Origin of the sequence: Mycobacterium pseudokansasii (assembly GCF_900566075.1) — a bacterium.
Taxonomy (GTDB): Bacteria; Actinomycetota; Actinomycetes; order Mycobacteriales; family Mycobacteriaceae; genus Mycobacterium; species Mycobacterium pseudokansasii.
Window position 1 is genome coordinate 3,565,651 of the sequence record NZ_UPHU01000001.1, and the last position, 15,956, is coordinate 3,581,606.

Below are 15,956 nucleotides of genomic sequence, written 5' to 3' on the forward strand. Positions count from 1 at the left end.
ACACCAATGGCTGGCACCAACCGCAGGGAATTCTCCAGTCGCCCGGCGACGCACGCAGGAATTCGCCGGCTGGGTGCGATGCTGCTGCCCGGCGGCGCGGCAGGTCGCAAACTGGCGATCAGTGCGGGTATCGATTCGCTGGGCACCGGGCTGTTCTTCGCCTCCTTCACGCTGTACTTCGTCGGCATCGTCAAACTCGGAGCGGCCCAAGTCGCCTTTGCCAGCACCGCGGCCGGAATCCTCGCCTTGTTCGCCCCGGTGCCATTGGGCCGCCTGGCGGACCGACTGGGGCCCGGAAGGCTCTACATCGGCCTACTGGTGCTGCGTGGTCTCGGCTACTGCTGCTATGCAGGCGTTTCCGACTTCAAGGGTTTTCTGGTACTCACCGTCGTCCTCACCGCCGCCGACCGGGCGAGCACCCCGCTGCAGCAGTCGGTGGTCCGGGCGTTGATCGGCAACCAGGACAGCACTCGGACAATGGCCGCTATCCGCGGCGTGCGCAACGTGGGCCTCACCGCGGGCTTCCTGCTCGCCGCGGGCGCCTTCGCCACCGCTGCGACGTCGGTGTTCACCGTCCTCTTTGTTGCCAACGGGGTCTCTTTCCTCGTGGCGGCCGCCATGGTGTGGTCGACGGCTTCGCGGACAGAGGCCGTGGTAGCGCCCAGGATTACGACGCCCGGTCCGGCAACCGGCGCCGCGGCGTGCCAGCGGTCCCCGTTCCGCGACAGGTGGTTTGTGGTTTTCACGATCGGCAATGGCATCTTGTGGCTGCACGACAGCGTGCTCATCGTGCTACTGCCGATTTGGGTCATCAAACACACCGCGGTGTCCGCGGGGTGGGTGCCTGTCTTTATGGCGGTCAACACGGTGCTGACCGCGGTGCTGCAGGTCTACGTGGCGCGATTCGCCGACGGGGCTGCGGCCGCGAATCGCCTACTGGGACTTGCGGGTCTGCTGTTGATAGCCTGCTGTGGCTTCTTGGCCATCGGCCAGGCCGCGCCCACCGCCATTGCGGTCGTGGCGGTGTTGACGGCGGTCATCCTGCTCTCGGTCGCCGAGAACCTCCACAACGTGGCCGCCTACGAGCTGTCCGCAGAACTGTCACCCGCGGCGGCCCTGAGCCGCTACCTCGGCGCCTTCAGCCTCGCCTACACCGGTCAACAGGTCATCGGTCCTGCCGTGATGGCCGTGTTGATGCCAGTCGGACTGATCGGATGGCCGGTGCTGGCGGGAGCCTTCGGCGCCGCCGCTTTGGTCTCGCGAGGCGCCGCCGGTCGCTGCCTGGCCGAGCGGGCCGGAGCGACGCACCGCCGCACGGTGGGTGCACACCGGGTGTTCCGCGTTTCGCTGCCCGCGGCGTGCCCGGCGTAGCAGCGAATGCTCAGGCGTCGATGTCGGACTTCATCTCGCGCAGCGCCGAAACCAGTCCGTAGGCGAACTCATCGGCGAATTGATCGGTTACCGCAAGCGGGTTATCGGCCAGATATACCGACGGCGCCTGATGCTCGCCCCGGACCATCACGTGCACGTCCGCGCGCGGTGGGCCGAGCGCCCAGATGCTCGGCTGGTCAAGCAGATTGAGCGCTGAATCGGACACCGCGGGCCGGTTGGGGGTATCAAACTCGGCCAGCACCGTCATCCGGTCGGGGTGATCGAAAAACAGCTGCATCGGCGCGGGATCGGTGGCCAGCGGCACACAGCTGTTGTCCAAGACGTCGAGAAGTGCATCGCGGGCCCGCGAAATACGCTGCCCCGCATGTACATCCGACACCATTCGCATCGGACGCGGCTCCATCAGGGGCGCCACCGCACCGTCCAGTTCCTGGGTGTCGCGGTAGCCGACCTCGGTCAAAAGCACAGTTTCGGCCGCGTCGACCTGGCGCCGCCAGACCATGTGTACCGCCGCAACAACCGGCGCCAGCAGCGTGGTCCGGTACGCCGAAGCAAGCGCAACCATGGCTTGTTCGTCGTCGGGCGTCAGCGGCACCCGGCGTATTCGTGCCGCCGTCACCGCGGTGCGCGACACCCGCGGATCGGCGCCAAAATTCGCACCGGCAAGCTGTCGCCGCCAGTACAGCCGCTCGGTCCTCGCGTCGGAATCATCCGACCCACCGGCCCGATCAGCCAGCACCGTGCCGAATTGCGCCGGTAACCGGCCCAAGTCCGGCAGCGGACCGGCTTGGCACAACAAGCAGAGCTCCTGGGCGAGCACATGCAATGACCACGGGTCGGTGATCAATCGGTCCAGGCCCACGACCACATACTGCTGCGGCGGCTGGACCGTTGCGACCAATCGCACCCGCCACAACGGTTTTCCCGCGCACCGGTACCCAGTCAGCGCCAGCGCCGCGGCGACGCTGCTGATGTCCCCGCCATGGGTATCGACCCCAAGAACGGCGTCCACCACGGCTTCGGGCGAATCCACGGACAAGTCGGGCCACACCAGTCGTAACGCTTCGTGCCGCGACGCCAGGACGGGCAGCCGCGCAACCAGCATGTCCGGATCAATGCCGGAAGCCTGGAAGACCAGCGGTGCAAAATCGGCTCCCAGGGGACTGCGAGCGTCACGTAGCCCGATGAGCCAATCAGGCACGCTCACTCGCGCGCCACCGGGTCAGTCATCGCGACAAGAACGCGCCGCTCGCCACGGTAGGGCGCTCGGCCGTGCAGCGTCGTCACGTTGTCCACCACCAGAACATCACCGTGACGCCACGAGTGGGCCACTGAAATGGCTTCCAGGACATGGCGAATGGCGTCGAGATGGCGTTCCGGTATCGGCTCGCCGTCGCCGTAGGACGCATTGTGCGGCAGCCCCTCTTCGCCGAACTCATCGAGCAACAGGTTGCGAATCTCGACCGGAAGAGCGGAATAATGCCACTGTTCGGCCTGGTTGAACCACACCTGTCGGTCCGAGTCCGGATCACGGATGAATGCCGGCCGGCACTCGACGATACGCAGCGCTCCGCCGGGCAGCCACGTCGCCGTCGCACCCGAATCTCGCAACAAACCGGCCACCTTCTCCCGGTCGGCGGTCTCGAAGGTCTGCTGCCATGACCTGCCCGGCCCCGACCCGCTGTGCATGGTGCGCAGGTATCGAATCCCCTTGCGCCGCATGCAATCGACAGCTTCCTGCAGCCGGGGGTGCACAACCAGGGCGCGGCCGTCGGCGAGCAGCGTTTCACCGCCCTGGGCCGCGGGCCGCACACAGCAGAAGTACAGCCGCTTGGGCCAGCGGTCCGAATACGACATTTCGTTGTGCGGGCTGATCGTTGCCTCGGGTGGATACTCGGTCGACGTATAGATTCCGTTTCCCAACGCGGTCCGGGGCGAATTCCCGCCGGTATACGGTGTCGGCTCAATGCCCGCCCGCCTTGCGATCGCCTGCAGCCCGTCCGCGTCGATCACGTTCCACCCGCGGGCAAGTAGCGCCCCATGTTCGGCCATCAGTGTTGTCAGACAGTCGTTTTCGACGAGAACCTCGGCCAGCGCCGCCGGCGCGTCACGGCCTCGGGGCACCACGACCGGCAGGCATCGGCGGCCTTCCCGGCCGCGCAACCACATATCCTCCCGGCGCCAGGACCGCCGGTGCCCGCTGACTCGCCGCATCGGTACGGAGCCGTTACGGCGGCGCAGGAAGCCGGCCACTTCCGCCGCGTACCTGGGCGCGGCATCTTGCGGGAGCATGTGTCCACCGCCGGGCAGCGTCCGGATCACCGCCTGCGGGTGCGTGTCCGGCCAGTGGGCTACCTGCGGGACCGGACACGCCGGGTCCGCGTCACCGGCGAGCACCAGCAACGGCGTCGTATGGTCCAGCGACACTCCCATCGCGGACTCGAACACCTCGCAATCCGCTCGGATGGCGTCGGCGAACAGGGTGAACAAGGCGCCGCTGTCCTTATCGGCGGCCGGGAAGGTCCCTAGCGCGCGGCACCAGCCAAGCCGTTGCGCGTCAGTCATTTTCGACAGCGGCCGGGTCGGGTCGAGATAGGCCGGCGGCACCACCGCCGACATGACGACGGCCCGCGCCGGCCGGCCCTCCCGTTCCAGGCGCGCAGCCAGCGCCGACGCTACGTAAGCGCCGACGCTGTGACCGATCAGCACCCCGCCGAGCAGATGCTCCGGCAGGTGCTCGAGGTAGAACTGGACCAGATCGCCAAGCTCGCGCAGGACGGGGCCCCCCGAGCGTGGTCGTCCGGGCGGATCGACGGCGGTGACGCGGTAGCCCGGAGCGAGCTCGGCACTAAGCCTGGCAAACGAGTGCGGGCTGCCCCCGCCGTGCGGGAAGGCCAGCAGTGAGCGCTGCGGATCCGCGGTGTCCGCAGGTCCGTAACAGAGCAGGCCGAAGCCGGCGGCCTGCCGTTGGTAACCGGCCACGAGTCACCTCGCCGCCGCGGCCACGGTGTGGTGCGGAAATGGCCGGCCTCTGTTGTCGGTGCTACGAATCTTGTTGTGGCCGTATGTGTCCTGGCCGGCTACCAGGACGGCACCGTAGTGGGTGAGATCGAAGTACCCGCCGTGGGCTTCGAACGAGGGCCAACCGGGATAGACCTTGACTTCCGTCGGCACGTATCGCGACGCGATCGCGAACCGGGTGGACCTTTGGGTGGTGTTCGGATAGGAGGCGTGCACACACCTGGCCGTGAAGATCACGCACTGCCCTGCTTGCATTTCCATGGCCAGCGCTTCCTCCTCGGGTGGTACCCACTCGGGGTCGACGCGAAATTCTTTGAAGTCGTAGCCGAAGAACGATCCGCTGTCCTCCATGGCATTAACGGAGCTGTACTGGCCGCCGCGGCCCATGGTGATCGACTTGCTTTCGTCGTAGTAGAGGGTGCGATGTGACCCGGGCAGGAATTTCATGCAGCCGTTTTCCCTGGTGGCTTCGGTGAAGGTGGTCCACACGGTGATATCGAGCGGCAGGTCGTCGGATTGGGTGCTGTGCTGCAGCATCGCGGTGCCGGTGGCGTATTGATAGTTGCGGACTTGATGCCACTCGGTGCCCGGCGTGCCCGGAAACTTCGGAAAGAACTCGGTGCGCCAGGCGAGCAGATCCGGCCCCAGAATTTTGCCGACCTTCTCGACGATTGTCGGATGCCCGATATGTTGTGCCAGCTCGGGGATGTCGAAATGACGGTCGTAGTTGACTTCGTTGTCAAACAGGACGTGGCTGCGGTCCTGGTTGCCGATACGAATGCGCCGCAACATCGCTTTCGCCTCGTCGGGCGAGTAGAGCCTGAAAGGCCCGATGACGCCGTTCTCCTCGAACGCGCGCAGGTCCGGGTCCTCGATCAGGTTGGCTACACCACTCATTGAGAATCCTTTCCGATTCACTAAAGAGCTTCCAGCGATCGTGCGAGCTCCCGCTTCAATTCGGCGCCCAGCTCCGCGGTGGAGCCGATGGAGCCGATGGCGCTGAAGTGCGGCGCCGGACCGTCGCCTGGCGCCGTCACGGCGGCCAGATGGGCGGCCAGATGGGCGGCCAGCGCAGCGCAATGGGGATAGTCGTAGATCAGGGTCTGCGGCAGGTCGATTCCCGTCGCGGCCATCAGATCTCGTCGCAGCCGAAGGCCCGCCAGCGAGTCCAAGCCGAGATCTACCAACGGAGCATCAACGGCCACCCAGTCGCGGCGCAGCAGTGCCGAGACCGCTCGGCAAACGAACCCGGTGATTTCTCCGCCCGCTACGGCGGCCCGCCACTGGTCGCTGCGAGCAGCCGCGTCGTGATCCCCTGGCTCGGCCCAGACCTGCGTGGCCAACGCCTCCGGCCTCAGCACCACCCCGGAATCGCCATCTGCGACAACGGGATCAGGAAATGCGTAGCGGATGCCCCCGTCCATCGGTACCCGATCCAGCGCGTCGAGCCACTGGTCTGCCGGCAGGGCCCGCGGCCCCGAGCGGGGGTCGAGGTCGCGGCTCATCCCCACCTGGTGCCACGGCCCCCAGGCAACGGCGGTTACCGTCGGTCCGGCTGCCCGGCTCATCGATTCCAGCGCCGCGTTGGCGGCGGCGTACGCGGCCTGTCCCGGCGAACCCAACAGCGACGCCAGCGACGACATCACCAACATCGGGCAGCCTTGCTCGGCAGCCAGCCGCGCCAGCAGTGCGGTGCCCAGCACCTTGGGTGCCAGCACCGCGCGCAGGTCGGATTCTGTCACCCGGGAGGCGATCGCGTCGCGAAGCACCCCGGGTGCGGCGATCACCAGCGACACCGACCCCTGGGGTAGCGACTGGCTCAGGCGCTCCACGTCGGCAGGCACCGCCACATCCGCCCGGGCGAACTCGACGACGCAGCCGGGTGGGCCGGTCGCGGGTTGACCGGGTGGGTGGCGCGCGACCAGCACCACTTTCCGCGCGCCGTTGCGGGCGCACCGCTCGATCATCCGGGCGGCGATGCCGCCGGTGCCACCCCCGATCACGACGGTATCCCGCGGGCCGGTGAGTCCGGTGAGTCCGACGACTGATGCCTCGCCGGAGGTGTCGGGCGCGTCGATCAGGAGCGGGGCAAGCCGCAGCGTGTTTCGCAGGGCGATCTCCGAGTGATCGGTGCGGAGGATCTCCGCGCTCAGCGTCTGCGTGTCAACAGTGCTGTCACAGTCCACCAGTCGCCAGCCGGAGCCGGGTGACTCGGCACGCGCAGACCGGACGAAGCCCCAGACGGCCGCTTGATCGGGGCGGTCGAGCGCCGATCCCGGCACGCCGGCACCCCCGACGGTGACGCTCACGACGGGCACTTGATTGCTGGCTGCGGCCACGGCCATCGCAGACCGCAGCGAGATCCATTCCTGCGCCGGGTCTGTCGCGTCCGTCGCGTCGACGCCGCCGAGCGCGGTAAGGTCGACGATCCCGTCGGCCGACTGCAGTGCGTTCTCCAGCACCTGGGTTGCCCGTGCCGGGTCTGTCCGCAGCAGTTCGTCCCAGTCCGGCACCGTCCGGCAGCCGGGCAATCGGCTCCGCACCGCGTCCACCGCCGATGCGGCGGCACAGGGTGCCAGCACCACCGGACGCCTACCGTCGACGGTTGACGTGCCGGCGTCCAGTGGCGTCCACACCACCGTGGCAAGCCGGACCGGACGGAGCACCGGGACGGGGCCGGCCGCGTGTTGGCGTGGCCAGTAGGTGGTTCGCCGGAATGGGTAGGCGGGCAGGGCAATCCGGCGCGCGCGCCGGTGCAGTGCGGTGCCCGACCAGTCAATCGGAATGCCTCGGTCACGCAGCCCGAGCAGGAGGCGCCCGGTGGGCGGAGCCTGGTCGTGACGCTCCAGCCGGATCAGATGATCTGCCAGCGCCGGACGGTTGACAGCGACGACTTCCGCAAGAACGCCGGAGGCCGAGAGGTCGACGAACACGGCGCCGGTGGGGATGACCGAGGCCCGCACCGCGTCACCGAACAACACCGGGTCGCGCACCTGGCGACCCCAATACGCGGGGTCGGCGACCTGGTCACCGGTGTGCGCGGTCACGCTCGAAAGCATCGGAATGTCGGGCGGGCGCGGGTTGGCCATCGCGGCCGCAGCAGCCACATCGGCGACGATCGACTCCATCATCGGGCTGTGGAAGGCGTGCGTGGTGCCCAGCGGTGTGAGCCTCACGTCGCGTGAGCGCAGTACCTCGCTCACGGCGGCCAGCTGGCTTTCCGGCCCGGACAACACGACGCTGTGCTCGGAATTGATCACTGCCACTGCGACATCGGCGGCGCCGGCCGCATCGATGGCGGCAGCGGCGCGCCGAGCGTCGGTGGCCGCTACCGCCATCGTGCCGCCCGCGCACCGCTGGTCCATCAGTCGGCCCCGCACCCCGGCCAACACCACCGCCTCGACCGGAGGGAACACCCCGGCGATCGCGGCGGCAGCCAGCTCGCCGAGGCTGTGCCCGAGCACCAGGGCGGGCCGCACGCCCGCGGTGATCAGCGTCTGGGCCAGCGCGATCGCGGCGGCCACCAAGGCCGGTTGAAGGTGGGCGGCCTGTCGCCGCCGCGGGTCGTCGCTGCCGGCGATGATCTCGGCGAGGTCGGCGTCAAGGCGGCGGCGGGCCTGCCGATGAAGCGCGTCGAACGCGCGCCGGAAATCCTCGTCAACGTCCAGCCACCGCTGTAGCACCGACCAGCCCTCGCCCCCCTGTCCCGGGAACAGCAATATCACCGGGCCTGCCGCGGCGGGCGTCACATGCATTGCGCCGTCGACGGATTCGGCCGCGACGGTCAGGCGGTCGGCGGCCTCTGCGGTGGTGGCGGCCACCACCGACAGGTTCGCGCGAAGCGGCGCACGGCCGGCCAGGCTGGTCAGCGAGACGTCGGCCAGATCGACGTCTTCGGTGCCGCGCAGCCGGTCGGCCAACCGCAGCGCGCAGTCACGCAGGGCCTCGCCGTCGCGGGCCGAGACGGCGATCAGGTACCGACCGCTCACGCCGGGTTGGCGTGCCGTTGCAACCGGTGCCTGTTCGACCACGAGGTGCGCGTTGGTTCCGCCGGCGCCGAATGAGCTGACGGCGGCACGTCGGCGGGCCCCCTCCGGTCCGGGCCACGGCGCGGCCACGGTCGGCACATAGAGCCGGCTGCCGGCCAGATCGATCTCCGGGTTGAGCCTGCGAAAGCCCGCTACCGGAGGGATGACGCCGTGCTGCACGGCCAGCACCGCCTTGATCAGACCGGCCACGCCCGCCGCGGTGTCCAGATGCCCGATGTTGGCCTTGACCGCCCCGATGGCGCAACCGTTGCTATCGTCGGCGTCCAATACCGCACGCAGGGAACGGATCTCGATGGGATCGCCGAGCCGGGTACCGGTTCCGTGGGTCTCTGCCAGGCCGACGGTCTGCGGGCTGTGCCCAGACAGCGCGTGGGCCGCGGCGATCACCTCGCGTTGGCCCCGCATGCCGGGTGCGGCAAAGCTCGACTTGTCGCGGCCATCGTTGTTGATCGCCGATCCGGTGATGACCGCCCGGATGGGGTCGCCATCGGCGACGGCATCCGCGCACCGCTTGAGCACCACCACCCCGACACCATTGCCACCCACGGTGCCGTCAGCATCCGCGTCAAACGGTAGGCAGCGGCCGCTCGGCGACAGAATCCCGCCGCTTTGGTGTAGGTAGCCGCAGGCAAGCGGGACGTGCACCGCGGCGGCCCCGGCGAGCGCCATATCGCATTCGCCCGACAACAGACTCTGGATCGCCAAGTGGGTCGCGACCAGCGCGCTCGAACACGCGGTCTGCACGTTGATCGCCGGCCCGCGCAGGCCCAGCTGAAAAGCGACCCGGGTGGCCAGGTAGTCGCCCCGGTTTGCCACCGAAATCAACGGCACGGCGCTGCCTTCCACGAGGTCGGTGTCGGCGAGCACCGCCTCGGTGAGGTATGACGACATTCTGGCGCCCGCATACAGGCTCATCCCGGCGGCGGCGAAACAACCGACGACGGCCGCCGGTGATTGCGGCGAATACCCGGCGTCTTCCATTGCCGCCCAGGCACATTCGAGGAACAGCCGGTGCTGCGGATCGGTCAGCGTCGCCTCCCGATCGCTGACGCCGAAAAACGTCGCGTCGAAGGCATCGGCGTCCTCGAGGAACCCATCGACGGGCACATACTCCGGCGCGTCAACCAATCTCGGCGGAACACCGTGGCGTAGCAGCTCAGCGCGCGAGTGCCGGCGAATCGAGCAGACCCCGGCAACCATGTTGCGCCAGAACGAGTCCGGGTCAGCTGCACCGGGGAACCGGCAGCTCAGCCCGATCACGGCGACGTCGAACTCGCTCATCAGCTCGTCCCGGACGCCTCGCGCAACGACGCGCGCCGGCGCAGGTTTGCGCGCGGATCATCGACTGGTGGCGGGCTCTGGTCCGCGCTGCTGACCTCGCAGGCGCCGCGGTCCTCGATCACCTGGGCCAGTTCCCGCAGCGTCGGGTACTCGAACACCGCGACCGCGGGCAACGCCACACCCAGCAACTGCTGGACCCGCTCCTGCAACCGCGGCACCAATAACGAATGCCCGCCCAGTTCGAAAAAGTCATCCTCTGCCGACACGTCGGTCAGCTTGAGCATCTCAGCCCAGATGCCGGCGAGCACTGCCATGGTCGAGTCCCGATCACCCGCGGCGGCCGGTGCCTGTACCGGCGGGCCGGCCGGTTCCTGTCCCAGCATGTGCACCGCGACCGGGACCCCGAAAGCGTCGGTGATCGCCGGCACGAGATCCGTTGCGGGCCCCGCTATCCGGACCTCGATCCGTTCCAGCGGCCGCAGGCCTCCGGCCAAATGCGCCAGGCGCCGATTACCGGTATCCAACCCCACCGCGTACCAGCCCGGCCGGGAACGCAGGACGGCATCGAGCGCATCGATCCCCGCCGCCGGGTCGATGGTGGCCAGCCCCATCTCGGCCGCCAGGTCACCGCCGGCGACGTCCTGGCTCATACCGGGACCGGCCCACCGGCTCCATGCGATCGACCAGGCACGTCTGCCCCGGTCCCGGTGACGGGCGGCGAGGGCGTCCTGGAACCGGTTGGCGGCCGCGTAGGCGGCCAGTTCCGGCGCACCGATGAGGCTATGCACCGAGGTGAAATAGACCTCGATCGCGCGGTGGCGCTCGGCCAGGAGCCCCTCGACGGCGATGGCGCCACGGCCCTTGGCGTAGAGCATGTCGTCGATGTCGGCCGCCGACAGCTGCACCGCTGACCGTGGCACCAGCTCGCCGGCCAGCGCGAACACCCCGTCGATGGGCCCGCCGTCCTGCTGCTCGAATACCTCGACAGCAGCGCGCATGGCCACGGCGTCGGCGACATCGACCGCGAGATAGGTCACGTCTCCCATCTCGCGGCCCAGCTCGCGGAGCGCGAGCAGGTTGCCCCCGCGCGGCCCGGCGGGCTGGGCGCAGTCCAGCTCCGATGTCCCCACAACAAGCAGGCGCGCGCCGAATTGGCGGAGCAGGTATTCGCAGACGTGCCGGCCGACACCGCCCAGGCCGCCGGTGACGAGGTAGCGCCCGCCAGCCCGGATTGCCGATTCAGCGGTCCCCGGGTTGGGCGCTGGCGCGGTGGTCAGGATCCGCCGGACCGGCAGCCCAAGGTCCACCTCGGCCGGTTCCGGCCGGGACAACTCGTCGGCTACCGCTTCGGGTGAGACCGCTGAGCCGATGACCCGGACCGACAGCCAGGGCAGGTCCCGGCCGGCGCTGTGCGCAAATGCCGCCAGTGCCTGGCCATAGCCGCAGCCCGCCGGGGTTACCACCGACAGCCGCGACGGTCGCGACCCGCTTTGGTCCATGACGTGCAGCACGGTGGCCAGATCGCCGCACCGAACGGCCACGTCGTCGGGTGTCGGCGGTCCCGCGGGTGGCACATAGACCACATGCTCGGCGCCGCCGGCGAGCAGCGACCGGATACGCCTGCGGTCCTGGGCATCCGCGGGATCGAAAGTGCTGGCGCTCAACGCAGGTCCGCGATTCTGCAATGCCTGGGCCAGCGCGGCGGTGAACTCCCCGCGGTCCCCCAGCAACAACACCGGCAGGGCCGGGCCGCGGGGCGCTGATTCGAGGGTGGGTGTGCACAACACCTCGACCACCGGAGGACGGGTGCCTAAGCCCGGCGCCCAACCGAACAGCCGCTGGCGAATCAGTGCCCGTTTCGGTTTGCCGATCGACGTCTTGGCCACGTCATTTCGGGTAACGGAACGGATGGGGTCGGGGCTGACGTGGAACTCCCGCAGCACCGCACGACGCACCCGTTCGGCCACCTCCGCCGCGGGGTGCCCGGGCAGCGGCACGAAAACGACCGCGATCTGTTCGGTCCCGGCGCCGATCTCACGGACACCGAAGGCGACGCTCCACGTCGGGTCGACCCCGCAGACCGTGTCGACGACGGCCTCGACCTCGCTCGCGGTGATGTTGCGGCCGCCGACGATGATGACGTCTTTGTCCCTGCCGATGATGGTCAGGCCCGCGGGTCCGATCACCGCGCGATCTCCGGTGTGCAACCACCCGTCGGGATCCACCGCCGCCGCGGTGGCCGCGTCGTCGTCGAGGTAGCCGGCGGTGATCATCGGCCCCCGAACCTGCAGCTGCCCTGGTTCGCCGTGCGGCCGCACCGCTCCGGCGTCGTCGACCACCCGTACCGTGCACCCCGGAATCGGTTGCCCCACCGGCACGTGCGCGCTCGACCGATCGACCACCCCCGGGGCGAAGCCGGCCGAATACACCACCCCCGAACACGTTTCCGACATCCCCCAGGCCGGGTGCATCGCCCCGGCCGGCAGGCCGTAGGGGGCGAGGGCGGTCAGGAAGTCCAGGCATTGATCGGCGACGACGGGTTCGCCGCCGTTGAGAATGAATGCCAGACAAGACAAATCCCATGCGGGCCGCTCGTCGGGCGGCAACGCTTGCAGCCGCGCCGTCACCAGCTGGTAGGCGAAGTTGGGCGCCCAGGTGACCGTGACCCGATACCGGTCAACCAGTTCCAGCCAGGTCAGCGGCTCACGCAGGACCACCTCGGTGGGCACCTGCACTTGCCGGCAACGCAACCAGACGTCTCGGATGTGGAACATGACCAGCCCACCGACGTGGTCGAGCGGGAACCAGTTCAGTGAGATTTCCGCGGCGCTGAATCCGTTGTGGGCGCAGGCCGATGCGGCGTTGGACAGGACCGCGCGGTGCGTCTGACCGACAATTTTGGGCGTGCCGGTACTGCCGCTGGTGGGCAATCCAAGCACCAGGTCGTCGGGCGATCGGGTCACCACCGAGCCGGGCGGGGCCGCGCACAACTCATCAATGTTGGCAAAGCCCGGCGTGTTTCGCGCCGTGGTCAGGTCGGTCACCACCACAGCCGCCGCGGCCGACGACATGACGGTCTGCAGGGCACGTATTGCGGCTTGCGGCTCAACGGTGTCCGGCAGCGGCGATGGGACAACGATCAGCCCGGCCAACACCGCACCCCAGAAGCCGGGCACAAACCCGGTGGGTTCACCGCAGGCCAGCACAACGCGGTCCCCGGGTCGCAACCCGCGTTGTTGCAGGCCGCCGCACACCCGCTGAGCCTCGCCGAGAAGCTCGTCATAACCGGCCACGGTGGGTCGCCCATCCCGGCTGAGCAGGCGTAGCGCGTCACGATGCGGGCATTCGGCGGCCGCCGAAACGAGCAGTTCACCCAGCGTCGCCGGGCCGCCGCTGCGGGCCTCCCCGCCACTGAGGATGGAAGGCGCCGCCGGTTGGTCGCCGATTGGTTCCTGCGCTGGCCGCCGGGCCGTGCCGATTGCGCCGGCATACCCATCCGCGGACGCCGGTGCGAAGGCCACGGTCACCGCGGGAGCCGCGCCACGGCCGGTAATCGCGGCTCCGGTTCGGGCGAGCGTCGTTTCGTCGAGCACCGGCAGCATCGCCAGGCTCGCGATGTCTGCCTCACCGTCGGCGGTGCGGGGCACGCTCGAGACCAGCACCACGTCGACCTGCGCCGGCGCCGCGGCGGCGGTGATCGCGTCCCGGATCCCGCGGCTGGTCACCGGTCGCGCCGGCACCACGTAGGCGACCAGGCGTCGCTCACCCGCCTCAGTGCTGCGCTCAATAACTGTGCAGTCCAACGCATCTGGGGAGTCAGCGAGTATCCGGGCGATATCGGCCCGCAGGTCCGATCCCAGGCTGCCGATGCTCACTTAGCCTCCTTCAGCTCGAAGTTCGTGGCGATGGGCGCCAGCCGAACGTTGTCGTCACCGTTTCGGCTGTCGGCCATGCTGGTGGCGGCGGCGATGTCAGGGTAGTCGTCGGCGTCCAGCAGCCGGACCAGCCCGCCCGCGTAACGTCCGTCCAGAACAAAGGCGCTCCAGATCGGATCGATGTCGGCGTCGGCCCCCGGCACGCCGGGTGGATACTGTGGCGGCAGATACTCTTGGATCACCCAATCCCCGGTGTCGCAGGCATTTTCGATGATGCCGCGCCACGCCGCGGGCGGGGTGTAGCGACCCAGATAAACCTGCTTGCCGCCGTCAGACGTGGCCTGCTTGAGAACCATGTCGGGCTGCCGCGAGACGGCCAGGCCGGGAAGATCCACCCACTGCCCATGCCAGCGGGTAGTGCCCGGCCGGATGATTCGGGTCCACGCGACGGTGTCGCAGACCAGCCGGCGCTCCGCGGGCGTCAACAGCGGTAGCGCCTCGTCGGCTTGCCGACTCAGTTCGGCGAGCAACCTGCGGTCGTTGACGACAGCGGCAATCGGGCCGCTATGCAACGAGACGAGCCCCCGCTTGGCCGCGGCGACGCATCGCATCCGGGGCGCTCCGTCGAGCACGTCACCCTCCAGCAGGGCGTGCACGCGCTCCCCCGCACAGTAAATTCCGTCCGGGCCAACGTCGAGGTCGGCGTAGCCGGCGAAGTGGAACCCGCCGGGTGCGACGCCCGCCCGGGCCGCCGCCGCGCGCCACGCCGGAAGACAGGCGTGGCGGACCGATTCGGTGAACTCCGCCGAGCCCGGCGCGCGGACCACCACCAGGCCAACGGATTCCCCCGCGTTCACCACGCCCGACTCCCGGGCACAGGCGTACACCATGTCGCACACGGCGACAAGCGGGTCGGCAATCGCCGGTGACCAGCCGCGGTGCTGGGCCCAGCACACATGGACCAGCCAGCCGCCCGCGTGGGCCGCATTGACGTCGATGCAGCGAAACCGGCTGTCGGAGTAGATGAGGTCGGGTCTGGACAGGCATCCGTCCAGCCCGTCGGGCGGCTCGAGCACGAAGCCCAGCCAGTCCTCGTCGACCTCGGGCAAGACCTCGGCCAGCGTGCCCGCGTTCGCGAGCCGCGACGGCAAAGCCAACGACAGCGCGACGACCCGTCGCGCGGTATCGGCCAGTTCGATGAGCGTCGCCGCCTCGATACCGGCTGCCGATTCTCCGAATCGATACGGGGACAACGCCGTCGCGGTGTCCTCGTCAGCCAACACTGGCACCTGCGGCGATGATCGGGAACTGGCGGATCGGGTCGTTGGTCGGCAGTCGCACGATGTTTCCGTCGGCTTCCCTGGTGATCGCGACAGCGCCTTCGGGAACGAACTGCGCCACCAGCGCGCGGCGGATATCCCCGGTCGAGTTGGGTCCGGTCTGATGCGGCGTGGTGCCGCTCATGCACACAATCGTTCCGGCTTTCGTCGTCAATGACTGTGCGGTGGCAGGTGTCTCGTCATAGCACACATATCCGAGCGGCGTACGCCGGTGGGCGATGGTGCCGAGGGTGTGCACGCCGGGCACCATCTGCAGGCCACCGTTGGACTCGTCGCTGTCGCTGAGTGCCACCCAACACGTCAGGTACTGCTGCGGCTCGACGAAGGTGTACCCGTTGTCCTGATGCCAGGGGAACGGCAGGGGCGAGAACGGCTTCTTGTACACCGCCTGGTCCCAATACAACCGCACGTCCGGGCCAATGATGTCGAAGACTAAGTCGCAGAACAGCTTTGATGTATAGAAACGTCGCGTGAACGGTGAATTGCGAACGATGTGGGTGGTAAAGGTGATCTCGTCGGCGCGTGCGATGAAGGCGCGTCCCTCCTGCATTCCGCGCAGTCGTTGCTCGCCGATGCGTTCCAACCGGTCCACCTCGGCTATCAGCGTCTCAACGACGTCCGGCGGCACCACGTCGGGCAGCACGCAGTAACCGTCGTCGTTGTATTGTCGGCGCTGGGCGTCATCGAGCAGCCGTGACGGTCCTTCGATTGGCCGCCAGCTGAATTCGGTGTTCCATTCGTGCAACGGCAGGCTGGCCGCTTCCGGTGGCGACGGGTCGTCGGCTCGGAAATTGTTGGCGCAGAACGTGCGCCATGCCGCGGTGGGGTCGCTGAAGACCTCTCGGCTGTACCGTGTGGGTCCGGCTCGGACAATGAAGTCGTCGTGGACGAACAAGACCTTCGCCGGCACCGGGCTCGCATCGAGTTGGCGCGCCAGCGCGGGAAACGCGCGCAGCACGGCGGCCGGGACTGCCGTCGCTGAGGTGCTCATAACCGTC

Annotated in this window: 8 protein-coding genes; 1 reads left to right on the plus strand and 7 read right to left on the minus strand. The window is 68.7% G+C overall.

What is annotated here, in order from left to right; genetic code table 11:
• Positions 1–6: 6 nt before the first annotated feature.
• Positions 7–1,371, plus strand: coding sequence for an MFS transporter (locus EET10_RS16235; protein WP_122502315.1), 1,365 nt, complete (start codon positions 7–9; stop codon positions 1,369–1,371).
• A 10-nt stretch (positions 1,372–1,381) separates the two neighbouring features.
• On the opposite strand, the gene EET10_RS16240 is transcribed toward EET10_RS16235, so the two are convergent.
• Genes EET10_RS16240 through EET10_RS16270 form a run of 7 tightly spaced genes read right to left on the minus strand, consistent with a single transcriptional unit; the run spans position 1,382 to position 15,949 of the window.
• Positions 1,382–2,599, minus strand: coding sequence for a condensation domain-containing protein (locus EET10_RS16240; RefSeq protein ID WP_136622961.1), 1,218 nt, complete (start codon positions 2,597–2,599; stop codon positions 1,382–1,384).
• Positions 2,596–4,374, minus strand: a complete 1,779-nt coding sequence (locus EET10_RS16245) for an alpha/beta fold hydrolase (protein ID WP_081260678.1) — start codon at positions 4,372–4,374, stop codon at positions 2,596–2,598. The genes EET10_RS16240 and EET10_RS16245 overlap by 4 nt, the downstream gene beginning before the upstream one ends.
• A gap of 3 nt (positions 4,375–4,377) precedes the next feature.
• The gene (locus tag EET10_RS16250) at positions 4,378–5,310 is read right to left on the minus strand and encodes a chlorinating enzyme (protein ID WP_036406945.1); all 933 of its coding nucleotides are present in this window, start codon (positions 5,308–5,310) and stop codon (positions 4,378–4,380) included.
• Positions 5,311–5,330: 20 nt separating this feature from the next.
• Positions 5,331–9,743: a type I polyketide synthase gene (locus tag EET10_RS16255; RefSeq protein ID WP_122502316.1), complete on the minus strand. Its 4,413-nt coding sequence runs from the start codon at positions 9,741–9,743 to the stop codon at positions 5,331–5,333.
• Entirely contained in the window at positions 9,743–13,618 is a 3,876-nt protein-coding gene (locus EET10_RS16260) for an SDR family NAD(P)-dependent oxidoreductase (protein WP_099187411.1), read from the minus strand. The genes EET10_RS16255 and EET10_RS16260 overlap by 1 nt, the downstream gene beginning before the upstream one ends.
• Entirely contained in the window at positions 13,615–14,907 is a 1,293-nt protein-coding gene (locus tag EET10_RS16265; protein WP_136624743.1) for an ATP-grasp domain-containing protein, read from the minus strand. Before EET10_RS16265 ends, EET10_RS16260 begins: the two co-directional genes overlap by 4 nt.
• The gene (locus EET10_RS16270; protein ID WP_036406931.1) at positions 14,891–15,949 is read right to left on the minus strand and encodes a phytanoyl-CoA dioxygenase family protein; all 1,059 of its coding nucleotides are present in this window, start codon (positions 15,947–15,949) and stop codon (positions 14,891–14,893) included. Before EET10_RS16270 ends, EET10_RS16265 begins: the two co-directional genes overlap by 17 nt.
• Positions 15,950–15,956: the final 7 nt, after the last annotated feature.

Bases quoted from the DNA above. Each gene is read 5' to 3' on its own strand.
- EET10_RS16235 (WP_122502315.1), top strand. From the start codon at position 7: ATGGCTGGCACCAACCGCAGGGAATTCTCCAGTCGCCCGGCGACGCAC.
- EET10_RS16250 (WP_036406945.1), bottom strand. From the start codon at position 5,310: ATGAGTGGTGTAGCCAACCTGATCGAGGACCCGGACCTGCGCGCGTTC.
- EET10_RS16255 (WP_122502316.1), bottom strand. From the start codon at position 9,743: ATGAGCGAGTTCGACGTCGCCGTGATCGGGCTGAGCTGCCGGTTCCCC.
- EET10_RS16270 (WP_036406931.1), bottom strand. From the start codon at position 15,949: ATGAGCACCTCAGCGACGGCAGTCCCGGCCGCCGTGCTGCGCGCGTTT.